At 66.4% G+C, this 12,854-nt stretch carries 8 protein-coding genes; 6 read left to right on the plus strand and 2 right to left on the minus strand.

Annotated features, from left to right (window positions below; translation table 11 throughout):
- Nucleotides 1-38: 38 nt before the first annotated feature.
- On the minus strand, nt 39-449 hold the full coding sequence (locus H3H37_RS13040; protein ID WP_182163071.1) for a hypothetical protein: 411 nt from the start codon (nt 447-449) through the stop codon (nt 39-41).
- Between the two features lie 163 nt (nt 450-612).
- On the opposite strand from H3H37_RS13040, the gene H3H37_RS13045 reads away from it, so the two are divergent.
- Both H3H37_RS13045 and H3H37_RS13050 read left to right on the plus strand, forming a co-directional pair.
- Complete coding sequence (locus H3H37_RS13045) at nt 613-1,140, plus strand: DUF1697 domain-containing protein (RefSeq protein WP_182163073.1); 528 nt, start codon at nt 613-615, stop codon at nt 1,138-1,140.
- Nucleotides 1,141-1,201: 61 nt separating this feature from the next.
- A complete protein-coding gene (locus H3H37_RS13050; protein ID WP_182163075.1) occupies nt 1,202-1,846 on the plus strand; it encodes a dihydrofolate reductase family protein in 645 nt (214 codons plus the stop codon).
- Nucleotides 1,847-1,894: 48 nt separating this feature from the next.
- Here H3H37_RS13050 and H3H37_RS13055 read toward each other — a convergent pair whose 3' ends face one another.
- On the minus strand, nt 1,895-3,142 hold the full coding sequence (locus H3H37_RS13055) for an NADH:flavin oxidoreductase/NADH oxidase family protein (protein ID WP_182163077.1): 1,248 nt from the start codon (nt 3,140-3,142) through the stop codon (nt 1,895-1,897).
- A gap of 127 nt (nt 3,143-3,269) precedes the next feature.
- Here H3H37_RS13055 and H3H37_RS13060 point away from each other — a divergent pair, with 127 nt between their 5' ends.
- The 4 genes from H3H37_RS13060 to recD all read left to right on the plus strand — a co-directional run bounded on the left by H3H37_RS13060 (nt 3,270) and on the right by recD (nt 12,810).
- Nucleotides 3,270-3,680, plus strand: a complete 411-nt coding sequence (locus H3H37_RS13060) for a MerR family transcriptional regulator (protein WP_182163079.1) — start codon at nt 3,270-3,272, stop codon at nt 3,678-3,680.
- Nucleotides 3,681-3,777: 97 nt separating this feature from the next.
- Nucleotides 3,778-7,200 carry an exodeoxyribonuclease V subunit gamma gene (gene recC / locus H3H37_RS13065; protein ID WP_182163081.1) on the plus strand — a complete coding sequence of 1,141 codons (3,423 nt, stop codon included), beginning with the start codon at nt 3,778-3,780 and terminating at the stop codon, nt 7,198-7,200.
- Nucleotides 7,197-10,862 (plus strand): exodeoxyribonuclease V subunit beta, encoded by a 3,666-nt coding sequence (gene recB, locus H3H37_RS13070; RefSeq protein WP_182163083.1) that lies wholly within the window; start codon nt 7,197-7,199, stop codon nt 10,860-10,862. Before recC ends, recB begins: the two co-directional genes overlap by 4 nt.
- Nucleotides 10,846-12,810 (plus strand): exodeoxyribonuclease V subunit alpha, encoded by a 1,965-nt coding sequence (gene recD / locus H3H37_RS13075; protein ID WP_182163085.1) that lies wholly within the window; start codon nt 10,846-10,848, stop codon nt 12,808-12,810. The genes recB and recD overlap by 17 nt, the downstream gene beginning before the upstream one ends.
- The last annotated feature ends 44 nt before the right edge of the window (nt 12,811-12,854 follow it).

Here is a 12,854-nt window from a genome sequence, read left to right on the forward strand (position 1 = left end):
ATGCCACGCTGTGCGGATTGCGGCGCGGCGTTCACCTGTTAAGGACGGCAGCCAGGCAGGATTTGTGGCGCTGGCGACATGAAAGTCACCGCATCATTGCAGATCAGGTAAGCCAGTTGCCATTTCCCCTGATTATTGCCAGCCACCTTGGCCGTGTGCAGCAGCACGCGGGCGCCCTCGTAATTGCGCAGCAAGCGCACGACGGCCCGGCCGTTCGGGTCGGTGTCCTGGCGCGGTGTCAGTTCCACCGTCAGGTCGCCCAGCGACTCGACCACCGTCTTGCTGTAGGGCGGGGCATCCAGTTCCAGCGTCTTGCCGGCGATGCCGGTGCCCTGGATCGAGATGGAGAAGTGGGGTGGTGGCATGTCCTCGATGCCACGGGCCTGGACGGCGGCCGCCGCCCATCCCAGCGCACAAACGAGGCAAAATCCTGCGGGGCGTATCGACATGCGGCACTCCGGAAACGTGATGCCGTAGATGGTACTTCATCTTGCCACATGGAATTCTCTCCAAATATTGCATCGTTCCCGTCGCCGTTCGCCAGCGAATCGCCCTGCAAGTTTCGTCGTCGTCGCCTATAATCTGTTGTTCTATTTGCTATGGAAAACGGGTATGACGCGTTACGCGTGCATGTTGCGGGGAATTAACGTCAGTGGTCAGCGCAAGATCGCGATGAAGGAACTGGTCGGCGTCTGCCAGTCGCTCGCTTGCACCGATGTTGAGAGCTACCTTCAGAGCGGCAATATCGTCCTGAGCAGCGAGATGGAGGCGGCCGAGTTGGAAACAATATTGGAGCGCGCCATTTGCAGCGAATTCGGCTATCCCGACGTTGACGTGCTGGTGCGCACGGCGCCTGAACTCCTGGCGGCGATCAACGCGGTGCCGCCAGCCTGGAAGGGCGCCGACACGGCAAGTCTGTATTTCACCTTCCTCAAAGCGGCTAGCCACGCTAAGGTGGAGGGGGACAACTTCCTTCCCGACGCATACGCCATCGGTGAAAAAGTGGTGTACGTGCATTGCCCTGGCGGTTACGGCAAGACCAAACTGAATAACAGCTATTTTGAACGGGTGTTGAAGTTGCGCGCCACCACACGCAACTGGAATACCACCACCAAACTGGTCGAACTCGCGCGCGGGTAAGGACAAGGGGTGGGTTCCGGCGCCCGCTATCTGTTGCATCAATTCAAATGAAGGAGTCAGCATGACACGCGTTCGAGTTGAAAGCTTCACGATTTCCATCGATGGTTATGGCGCGGGGCCGGACCAGGATCTCGACAATCCGCTTGGCGTGGGTGGTCGGGACTTGCACCAGTGGCTGATCCCGACGCAAACATTCCAGCGCATGCACTTTGCCGGAGAAGGCACGACCAGCGTCGACGACGATTTTGCCGCACGGGGAATCAGGAACGTCGGCGCGTGGATACTGGGCCGGAACATGTTCGGACCGGTGCGCGGCCCCTGGCCCGACCTGAACTGGCAAGGCTGGTGGGGCGACAATCCGCCCTATCACGTGCCCGTCTTCGTGTTGACCCATCATGCGCGCCCAACCTTGAAGATGGAAGGCGGCACGACGTTCCACTTCGTCACCGGCGGCATCCACGAAGCGCTTGAGCGGGCCCGCGAGGCCGCCAACGGCATGGACGTGCGCATAGGCGGGGGCGCTAACGTGATCCGGCAATATCTGCAAGCGGGGCTGATTGACGAGCTGCATTTCGCCATCTCGCCCATCCTGCTGGGCCGGGGCGAGCCCTTGTTCGAGGGACTGGACCTGCGCACGCTGGGTTACGAGTGCGTCGAGTTCGTGGGAACGGAGAAGGCCACCCACGTTGTGCTGCGGCGCGGGTGACGTGGGTATTTCCGATGGTGATGCGTCGCCGACGCGGCGATGCCGCCGTCAAGCCGCCTGCGCGTGTGGCATGGCCTTGCTCATCCAACGGCGATAACGTTTATTTTGCTTCTTGGCTTGCAACTGTTGTCCAAGCAGCGCAAACAGGGGGCGCACATTCGGATTGGCGGGCTTGCCCTTGCTGACCCGTTGTAACTGGTACTTCACCATCGCCATCACGGCGGCGGAGGCCATTACCTTGTTTTTCCAGGTGACGGCGCGCAGCATTGCCGTCGTCGTTTGATCCGAACGCCATGCCTTCGGCAGATGGGGATTGATCGCGAGTGCGGTTCCCATGCCAACCATGTCGATGCCGCTGTCCAGCACTTCCTTCACAACCGGGTAGCGGCGTATGCCGCCGGTGACCATGACCGGCATGTCCGCCACGGTGGCGATGTCCTTGGCGAACTCGACGAAGTAGGCCTCGCGGGCCAGCGTCTTGTCATCGCGTGCGTGGCCCATCATCGCCGGCGCTTCGTAGCTGCCGCCCGAGAGTTCAATCATGTCCACGCCCAATGGATTGAGCATGGCGATTACCGTCTTCGCGTCGTCGGTGCTGAAGCCGCCGCGCTGAAAGTCGGCCGAATTGAGTTTGACGGCGACCGCGAAGTCCTTGCCCACAGTCTGGCGTATCTCCTTGACCACCTCGACCAGCAAGCGCGCGCGATTGGCGATTGGGCCGCCCCACTGGTCGGTGCGCTTGTTGGTGATCGGCGACAGGAACTGGCTGATGAGATAACCATGGGCCGCATGCACTTCCACGCCATTGAAGCCGAACTGCTCCGCCAACTGTGCGGATTTGACGAACCGTCGCCTGACGTCGGCAATGTCGTCTTCGCTCATCTCGCGCGGCGTGGCGAACTGGCTGGAGAAATCGCCAAGCTCCATGGCGATGGCCGATGGCGCGATCGCTTCCTGTCCCATGGCGGCGGGCATCTGGCGTCCCGGATGATTAATCTGCATCCAGATCTGCGCGCCACCAGAGCGGGCCGTTTTTGCCCATTCCCTGAAACGCGGCGCTGCGGTTTCCGATTCCAGCACCACGCCGCCCGGCCCCGTCATGGCGCGGCGGTCGATCATCACGTTGCCGGTGATGATCAGGCCCACGCCACCGTCTGCCCACGACTTGTACAAACGGATCAGGTCATCCGACGGCGCGTGATTGTCGTCGGCCATGTTTTCTTCCATCGCGGCTTTGGCAAGGCGGTTGGGGACGATGGCGCCGTTAGGCAAGACAAGCTCACTGAAAGGATGCATTGCGGTCTCCCGAGTTACAATGGCACCACGATAAGCTTGAAGTTAAGTTGAAGGTCAAGCCTTGCAATGAACATTTTTAGAGTGCGCCCTCAATTTCAAGGCACACAGACTCAGATAGGAGAGCGCAATGAAGATTGGTGAACTCGCCAAAAGGAGCGGCATCTCGGCTTCCGCCATCCGTTTCTATGAGTCAAAAGGCCTGCTGAAGATTGTCGACCGCCAATCCAACGGCTATCGGGACTATCCGCTCGAAGCTGTTGCGCTGCTTGCAATTATTAATGGTGCGCAAAAAGCCGGCTTTACGCTTGAGGAAATTGGACAAGTCTTGCCGGGAGATATTTCGTCATGGAAGCATGATGAGCTGATGGCGGCACTGCATAAGAAAATTGCCGATATCGAGTCATTGGAAGTGAGGCTGGCGCAGAACAAAGCGCATCTGCGTTCATTAATTCAAGTGATAGATTCGAAACCTCAGGACATTGATTGCAAAGACAATGCCGTGCGCGTGATGAACAGCCTGGGATTATCCGGCGGTTGATGTTCCGCGTTGGTGTCAGCGCAAAATGCTGCGCAAGGACGCGCCAGCGGCGATAATGCGCATGGCGCCAGTCCGGCGCGTCATGATACGGAGCCCCATGCAATCGAGCATCACCCCCGGCCTGCTTATCCTGCACGGCAACCAGATGGAACAACTGCGCGCGGCCGTGTTCCAGTGGCTGCGCAACCATCCGCTGGGGGCGCTGGAACAGGACATCTTCCTGGTCCAGTCGAACGGCGTGGCCGAGTGGCTCAAGATCGCGCTGGCCGAGGAGTTGGGCGTGTGCGCGGCCACCCGCGTGGCGCTGCCGGCCCGCTTCCTGTGGGACACCTACCGTGGCATGCTGGGGCGCGAGCGCGTGCCGGCCCTGTCGGCCTTCGACAAGGGCCCGCTCACCTGGCGCCTGATGCGGCTGCTGCCCACCTTGCTGAACCAGCCCGTCTTCACGCCGCTGCGCCACTTCCTGGCCGACGGCGAGGCCGAGCGCCGCCTGCAACTGGCCGAACGGCTGGCCGACCTGTTCGACCAGTACCAGGTGTACCGCGCCGACTGGCTGGAGGACTGGGCCGCCGGCCGCGACCAGTTGCGCAGCGCGCGCGGCGAGATCGCGCCGCTGCCGCCCGACCAATGCTGGCAAGGCCAGTTGTGGCGCGCCGTGATGGCCGACGTGGCGCCCGAAGAACGGGGCTTGGGCCGCGCCACCGTGCACACCGAGTTCGTGCGTGCCACGGCTGCCGGTGCCACGCCGGCCGGCCGCCTGCCGCGCCGCATCGTGCTGTTCGGCGTCTCGGCGCTGCCGTACCAGAGCTTGCAGGCGCTGGCTTCGCTGGCGCGCCACACGCAGGTGCTGCTGGCCGTGCCCAATCCCTGCCAGTTCTATTGGGGCGACATCATCGAAGGACGCGACCTGCTGCGCGCCGCCCACCGCCGCCAGCAACTGCGCAACGGCCAGGACCTGGGCCAGATCCCGCTCGAAGAACTGCACGCGCACAGCCATCCGCTGCTGGCCAGCTGGGGGCGCCAGGGGCGCGATTTTATCCGCATGCTCGATGAATTCGACGCCGAAGCGGCGGCCGCCGCCGAAGCGCAGGGCGAGGAGGGCAGCGCACCGCTGCGGGTCGACCTGTTCAGCGAGTGCGACGCCCACACTCTGTTGGGCCAGGTGCAGGCGGCCGTGCGCGACCTGCTGCCGCTGTCCGAGCATCCGCACCAGCCGCCGCCGGATGCGGACCGCTCGATCGAATTCCACATCGCCCACAGCGTGCAGCGCGAGGTGGAAGTGCTGCACGACCAGTTGCTGGCCATGTTCGCGGCCGGTGGCGATACGCCGCTGCGCCCGCGCGACGTGGTGGTGATGGTGCCCGACATCGACACCTGTTCGGCCGCCATCCACGCCGTGTTCGCGCAGCACAAGCGTAGCGACCCGCGCTACATCCCGTTCGAGATCGCCGACGTCAAGGACCGCAGCGTCAATCCGCTGCTGGTGGCGCTGGAATGGCTGCTGCGCCTGCCGCAGCAGCGCTGCCGCCAGAGCGAGGTACGCGACCTGCTGGACGTGCCGGCGCTGGCCAAACGCTTCGGCCTGGACGCCGAGGATTTACCCACGCTGGGCCAGTGGATCGAAGGCGCCGGCGTGCGCTGGGGGCTGGACCAGGCGCACCGCGACGGCCTGGGACTGGGCTCGGCCGGCGAACAGAATGCCTGGATCTTCGGCGTGCGCCGCATGCTGCTCGGTTATGCGAGCGGCGACGGCGCCAGTTTCGCCGGCATCGAACCGTATGCGGAGGTGGGCGGCCTCGATGCCGCGCTGGCCGGCTCGCTGGCCCAGCTGGTGGAAGCGCTGCTGCACTGGCGCGCGCTGCTGGCCCAGTCGCGCTCCCCGGCCGACTGGGGCGTGCAGGCGCGCGCGCTGCTGGCCGCGTTCTTCGACGGCGCCGAGGAGAACGACCGCCTCACGCTGGCCCAGCTCAGCGACACGCTCAACCACTGGCTCGGCACCTGCGAGGCGGCCGGTTTCGACGAGGCCGTGCCGCTGGCCGTGCTGCGCGAAGCGTGGCTGGGCGCGCTCGATGAACCGACGCTGGACCACCAGTTCGTCTCCGGCGGCGTGACCTTCTGCACGCTGATGCCGATGCGCGCCGTGCCGTTCCGTGTCGTTTGCCTGCTGGGCATGAACGATGGCGATTTCCCGCGCCGCGCGCCCAAGGCCGATTTCGATCTGCTGGCGCAGCCGGGCATGGCCCGTCCCGGCGACCGTTCGCGCCGCGACGACGACCGCTACCTGATGCTGGAAGCCTTGCTGGCCGCGCGCGACAAGCTGTATGTGAGCTGGGTGGGCCGCAATGTGCGTGACAACAGCGAGCAGCCACCGTCGGTGCTGGTGTCGCAATTGCGCGATTACCTCGTCAACGGCTGGGGGCTGGATCTGCATGCGCGCACCACCGAGCACGCGTTGCAGCCGTTCAGCCGCCGTTATTTCGAAGCCGGTGGTTTGCTCACCTACGCTGGCGAGTGGCGCGCCGCCCATGCGGACGGCGATGCGCAGCAGGAGGCCGCTGAACTGCCGCCGTTCGAGATCGACGACAAGTACCGGCTCAAGTTGTCCGCGCTGGCCAATTTCATGCGCCAGCCGGTGCGCTACTTCTTCCGCCAGCGGCTGGGCGTGATCTTCGGCGACACGGCGCTGGTGGGCGAGGACGAGGAACCGTTCTCGCTCAACGCGTTGGAACGTTATCTGCTCGAAGACGTGATGCTCGACGATGACGGCGCCGAAGCGGAACAGCTGGACCAGGTGCGCGCGCATCTGACGGTGCGCGTCGAACGGCTGGCGCGCGAAGGCGTGCTGCCGATCGGCCTGATCGGCCAGCAGTGGCAGCGCCAGCTGGTCGACGCGCTGGTGCCGGTGCGCTGCGCGTGGCTCACGCTGCGCCAGCACTATCCGCAAGCCGCGCCCAAGCTGGCCCTGAGCCTGGCCCTGTCCGGCGTGCCGTTGGAGGATTGGCTTGACCACTTGCGCAGCAACGGCAGCGATACTGTCTGGCTCACCCAGATGTCGTCCAAGGTGACGGACAAGGGCGGCCAGCCCCGCGGCGACAAGCTGATTCCCATGTGGCTGCGGCAGTTGGCGGCGGCGGCGGCCGGCATGCCTGTCACCGGTTATCTGGTGGCGCGTGACGCCATCGTGATCATGGCGCCGCTGGCGCAGGGCGAGGCCTTGCAAACGCTCAGTGACCTGGTCAGCATCTGGCGCGACGGCATGCACCGTCCGCTGCCCACGGCCTGCAAGACGGCGCTGACGCTGATGCAGGGCAGCGATCCGCGCCCCGTGTACGACGGCGGCTTCGATGTCGACGGCGAGAACGCGGACCTGTGCCTGGCGCGCCTGTGGCCGGACTTCGCCGCGCTGTCGGCCGAGGAGTTGTGGGCCGACTGCGCCCAGGCCCTGTATGGCCCGCTGGCCGCATGGCTCAGGGATCACATTACGGTTGAACCGATTACGCCCGACGGGGAACACGCATGACGCAATTGCTGGCACCTTTGACTTTCCCCCTGCACGGCTCGCGCCTGATCGAGGCCAGCGCCGGCACCGGCAAGACCTGGACCATCGCCGCCCTGTATCTGCGGCTGGTGCTGGGCCATGGCGGCGACGACGGCTTTGTGCGGCCGCTGCTGCCGGCCGATATCCTGGTGATGACCTTCACGCGCGCGGCCACGCGCGAGCTGTCGAACCGTGTGCGCGAACGGCTGGTGGAGGCGGCCGCGTATTTCCGTGGCCAGTCGGTCCAGCGCGATGATTACCTCGACGCGCTGCTGGCTTCCTACCCCGACCACATGGCGCGCCAGCAAGCCGCGCACCGCCTGATGCTGGCGGCTGAAACGATGGACGAAGCGGCCATCTTCACCATCGACGCGTGGTGCCAGCGCATGCTGCGCGAGCACGCGTTCGACAGCGGCAGCCTGTTCGACGAGGAGCTGGTGAGCGACGAGCAGACCCTGTTCGACGACGCGGCCCACGACTACTGGCGCCAGCAAGTCTATCCGCTCGACGCGCAGGCGCTGGAAGCGCTGCTGGATTGCTGGGGCGACGTGGAGGCGCTCAAGAAGTCGGTGCGCGAACTGGCCCGGCGCGCCGATATCGACGGCGACGAGGGCCGGGAAGCATTGGCCACGCTGATCGCGCGCGGGCTGCGCGAGCAGCAGGCGGCGCTGGCGGCGCTCAAGCAGGACTGGCACGCGCGCGCCAACCGCATGGAGCAATGGATCGCGGCCCAGCGCGAGGCCAGCCCCAAGTGCTTCAACGGCAACAAGATGCGGGTCAATTCGCTGGTGGCCTGGTTCGACGCACTGCGCGTCTGGGCCCTGTCGCCGTTGCAGCTCATGCCCGAGCTGTCGGAGGCGGGCTGGAAGCGGCTCACGTCCGACGGCATCGCCGATGCCTTCTCCAAGGATTTTGTCGCTGACATTCCCGACGATTTCGACGCCCTCGCACCGCTGCAACAGGCGCTGGCCGCGTTCGTGCCGCTGTCGCACGCGCTGTACCGCCACGCGGCGGCCAGCGTGGCGCGGCGCATGGCGGAACTCAAACGCCGCAACCGCCAGTTCGGTTTCGCCGACATGCTGGACCGGCTGAACGCGGCCCTGCAAGGCGAGAACGCGGAAGCGCTGCGCAAGCGCATCACCGAACAGTATCCGGTGGCGATGGTCGATGAGTTCCAGGACACGGCGCCCAACCAGTACGCCATTTTCAACCTGCTGTACCGCGTGGCCGACAATGACCGCCACCTCGGCCTGTTCCTGATCGGTGACCCAAAGCAGTCGATCTATGGCTTCCGTGGCGCCGACATCCACAGCTATCTGTCCGCGCGGCTGGCCACGACGGGGCGCCACTACCAGCTGGGCACCAACTTCCGTTCCACGGCCGGCGTGGTCGACGCCGTCAACCGCCTGTTCCTGCACGCGGAAGGCGATGGCGCGTCGCCTGGTTTCCCGCGCGGCGCGTTCCGCTTCCGCAAGGACGGCGTCAATCCGCTGCCGTTCGACGCCGTGGGCGCGCGCGGGCGCGCGGAACGGCTGCTCAACATGGAAGGCGAGGTTGCGGCCATGGCCGTGTGCTGCACGGCGGCGCCGGACATGCGCAAGGAAGGCTACCTCGATTTCTTCGCCCATCACTGCGCCGAGCATATCGTCGCCCAGTTGAACGACGAGCGGGCCGGCTTCGAGGGGCCGGATGGCTTCACGCGCCTGCAGCCGGCCGACATCGCCGTGCTGGTGCGCGACCGCAAGGAGGCGGCGGCCATCCGGCGCGCGCTGCAGCGGCGTAACGTGGCCAGCGTCTACCTGTCCGACAAGGATTCCGTGATCGACAGCGACGAAGCGGCCGACGTGCTGCGCTGGCTGTCGGCACTGGCCAATCCGCTCGACGGTGCGCTGGCCCGCGCCGCCTTTGCCACCCGCACGGCCGGGCTGCCGCTGGCCGAACTGGCGCGGCTCACGTCGGACGAACTGGCGTGGGAGGAGCGGGTGGAGCAGCTCAAGGCACTGCACATCGTCTGGCAGCGCCAGGGTGTGCTGGCCATGCTGCGCCGCTTCATCCATGAGCTGGGGCTGCCGGCCGCGTTGCTGGCGCAGGCCGGCGGCGAGCGGCGCCTGACCAACCTGCTGCACCTGGCCGAACTGCTGCAAGCAGCCAGCCGCCAGCTCGATGGCGAACAGGCGCTGATCCGCTGGCTGGCCGAACAGATCGACGGCGGCACGGACGGCGGCGACGAACGCGTGCTGCGGCTGGAAAGCGATGCGGAGCTGGTCAAGGTGGTCACGGTCCACAAGTCCAAGGGCCTGGAATATCCGCTCGTGTACCTGCCGTTCGCCGTCACGGCGCGCAAGGTCGAGCGGCGCAACCGCAGCTTCTTTGAATACACGGACGACGCGGGCGTGCGCCAGATCGACCTGGCGCTGACGGACGACGCGCTGGAAGCGGTGGAGCGGGCCCGTATCGAGGAGGATTTGCGCTTGCTGTATGTGGCGCTCACGCGCGCCCGCCACGCGTTGTGGTTGGGCGTGGCCGCGCTGGCCGGCCGCAAGGCGGGCGAGAACACCTTGCATGAATCGGCGCTCGGTTACCTGCTGACGGGCGGCGAGAGCCTGGCGGCCGAGCTGTTGCTGGACCGGTGGCGGCATTTGGCCGGCGACTGTGCTGCCATCGCCGTGCGCACGTTAGGGCCAGAGCGACAGTTCACGGCGCTGAACCGGGTTGAAGTGCGGCCGCCGTTGCTGGAAACGGCGCCCTACACGGGCCGTTTCGAGCGCGACTGGTCGGTCGGCAGTTTCAGTTCGCTGGCCCGGCGCACCGGACCCGCCGGCGCGCCCGTGCCGCGCCACGCCTTGCAGGAAAAGCTGCTGGAGTCGGAGGACAGTGCCATCCTGGTGCGCACCGAGGATGCGCCGTGGCACCGTTTCCCGCGCGGCTCCGTCCCCGGCAACTTCCTGCACGAACAGCTCGAGTGGATGGGGCAGGAGGGCTTCGACGTGGTTGAGCGCGACTATTTCGACACGGCGCTGGCGCGGCGCGTCGAGCGGGCCGGCTGGAGTCACCGGCTCGACGATACCAATGCATGGCTGCGCGCCATCGCCGGCACGCCCTTGCCGGTGCTGGACGCACCGCTGTGCCGCATCGCCACGGCGTTGCCGGAAATGGAGTTCTGGTTCCCCAGCGAGCGCCTCAGTTCCGGCGCGCTGGACCGGCTGTGCCGCGCGCATCTGCTGGACGGTATGCCGCGCCCGGCCTTGCCCGAGCGCCAGTTGCACGGCATGTTGAAAGGTTTTACCGATCTGGTGTTTGAGCATGAAAACCGCTACTGGGTGATGGACTACAAGTCCAATGCGTTGGGCGTCGGCGACGCGGCCTACCATCGCCCAGCATTGGCGGCCGGCATGGCGGAACACCGCTACGACATCCAGGGCGCGATCTACATGCTGGCCCTGCACCGGCTGTTGCGCAGCCGCCTGGGCGCGGCCTACGATCCGGCGCAACATCTGGGCGGGGCCATCTTCCTGTTCCTGCGCGGTATTGCGCATCCGCAAACCCACGGCTGCCATGTACTGGCGCCGGATCTGGCCTTGCTCGATGGACTGGATCAGTTGCTGAACGAAACGAATGAGCTGGAATATGACCATGATGCATGAACCGGCGTTGTTCGCCGCACTCGACGGGCTGACGGAAGCGGGCCAACTGCGGCGCCTGAGCGGCGCTTTTGCGCGCTTTATCGGCTCCGTTGGCGGCAATACGCCGCAGTTGATGGCCGCTTGCGCCTTGTTGTCGGAACTGGAGGGGCGCGGCCACAGTTGTCTGCTGCTGGCCGATCTGGCCGCCGCGCCGGCTACCCTGATGGGCTGGACGGACGAGCAGTGGCAGCCCATGCGGGAAGCCGTGGGCGACTGGCCGGCGAGAGCGGCGGGCTGGCGTGCGTTGCTGGCCGGTGCCGCGCAGGTATGGTCGGTAGGCGATGCCGATGCCGGGCAGCCGCTGGTGCTCGACGGCGAACGGCTCTACCTGCGCCGCTATTGGCGCGACGAAACCCAGGTCGCCCACGCCGTGCGCAGCCGCGCGCTGGCCGTCCGTGCGCCTGACGTTGCCGATGTGGCCAACGTGCGGCGCTGGCTGGATGTGCTGTTCGACCACGCGCCACGCGAGGGCGGGGCGGACTGGCAGAAGATCGCCTGTGCCGTCGCCTTGCGTGGCCAGCTCGGCATCATCACGGGCGGCCCCGGCACGGGCAAGACCTACACGGTGGCGCGTCTGCTGGCGCTGCTGTTCGCCACCGAAGGCCAGCGCCAGGCCGGCATGCGCATCGCCATGGCCGCGCCCACCGGCAAGGCGGCGGCCCGCCTCAAGCAATCGATCGACCAGGCGCTGGACGTGCTGGCCGCCAAGGTCGGTCCGGCCCTGCCGCTGCACGAGCTGGCGGCCCGGATGGGGGCCGCACGCACCCTGCACAGCCTGCTCGGCGCGCGGCCCGACACGCGCGCGTTCCAGCATCATGCGGGCAATCCGCTGGAAGTGGATGTGCTGATCGTGGACGAAGCGTCGATGATCCACCTGGAAATGATGGCCTCGCTGCTGGCCGCCTTGCCGCCCCACGCGCGCCTGATCCTGCTCGGCGACAAGGACCAGCTGGCCTCGGTCGAAGCGGGCGCCGTGCTGGGCGACTTGTGCCACCAGGCCGAGGCGGGCGCCTACGACGCGGCCACGCTGGCCTATGTGGCGGCCGCCACCGGGCAGGAGCTGCCCGCCGCCTACCATGGCCACGGTGGCCCGATCGCACAACAAACTGTGATGTTACGGCAGAGCCGGCGTTTCGGCGGCCCCATCGGTGCGCTGGCGCTCGCCGTCAACGCGGGCGACAGCGTCAAGGCGCAGGAAGTGCTGCGTGGCACGACGGACGGTACGGTGGCGTGGATTGCGCCGGCCCAGCAGTCGGACGTGGTGCACCTTGCGCTGGCGGGCCGGGCCGGTGTGGGCGGCGGCTACCAGGGCTATCTGCGGATGATACGGTCCGGCCCGCCCGAAGGTGCGGCGCATGATGGCTGGGTGGTGTCCGTGCTCAAGGAATTCGAAGCGTTCCGCATCCTGTGCGCCGTGCGCGAAGGGGAGTGGGGCGTGGCGGGATTGAATGAGGTGATCGAGCACAAGCTGGAAGCGGCCGGTTTGATCCGGCGTCGCGGCGAATGGTATGTGGGCCGTCCCGTCATGGTCACGCGCAACGATTACGGCACCGGCGTGTTCAACGGCGACATCGGCCTGACGCTGGCGGACCCCGCCCGTCCCGGCGCCTTGCGCGTGTACTTCCTGGAAGGCGAGAACATCCGCAGCGTGCTGGCCACCCGCCTGCGCAACGTGGAAACGGCGTTCGCGATGACGGTACATAAATCGCAAGGTTCCGAATTCAACCACACGGTGCTGGCTTTGCCGCGCGAGGGCGGCGGCGCGCTCGCGCGCGAACTGGTCTACACCGGCATCACGCGCGCGCGCAACTACTTCACGCTGGTGTCGCCGAATCCGGCGCTGTTGCAGGAAGCGATCAGCCAGCGCACCCAGCGCGCTTCCGGGTTGCGAGGTCTTCTAGACAACTGAGCGCGCAAGCCCAACCTTGCCGCCCGCCACAGGCGGCCACGGTC

The organism is Rugamonas brunnea (assembly GCF_014042345.1).
GTDB lineage: Bacteria > Pseudomonadota > Gammaproteobacteria > Burkholderiales > Burkholderiaceae_D > Rugamonas > Rugamonas brunnea.

Coding starts and splice junctions, on each gene's coding strand:
- H3H37_RS13040 (WP_182163071.1), bottom strand. CDS start 449: ATGTCGATACGCCCCGCAGGATTTTGCCTCGTTTGTGCGCTGGGATGG.
- H3H37_RS13045 (WP_182163073.1), top strand. CDS start 613: ATGACGCGTTACGCGTGCATGTTGCGGGGAATTAACGTCAGTGGTCAG.
- H3H37_RS13050 (WP_182163075.1), top strand. CDS start 1,202: ATGACACGCGTTCGAGTTGAAAGCTTCACGATTTCCATCGATGGTTAT.
- H3H37_RS13055 (WP_182163077.1), bottom strand. CDS start 3,142: ATGCATCCTTTCAGTGAGCTTGTCTTGCCTAACGGCGCCATCGTCCCC.
- H3H37_RS13060 (WP_182163079.1), top strand. CDS start 3,270: ATGAAGATTGGTGAACTCGCCAAAAGGAGCGGCATCTCGGCTTCCGCC.
- recC (WP_182163081.1), top strand. CDS start 3,778: ATGCAATCGAGCATCACCCCCGGCCTGCTTATCCTGCACGGCAACCAG.
- recB (WP_182163083.1), top strand. CDS start 7,197: ATGACGCAATTGCTGGCACCTTTGACTTTCCCCCTGCACGGCTCGCGC.
- recD (WP_182163085.1), top strand. CDS start 10,846: ATGACCATGATGCATGAACCGGCGTTGTTCGCCGCACTCGACGGGCTG.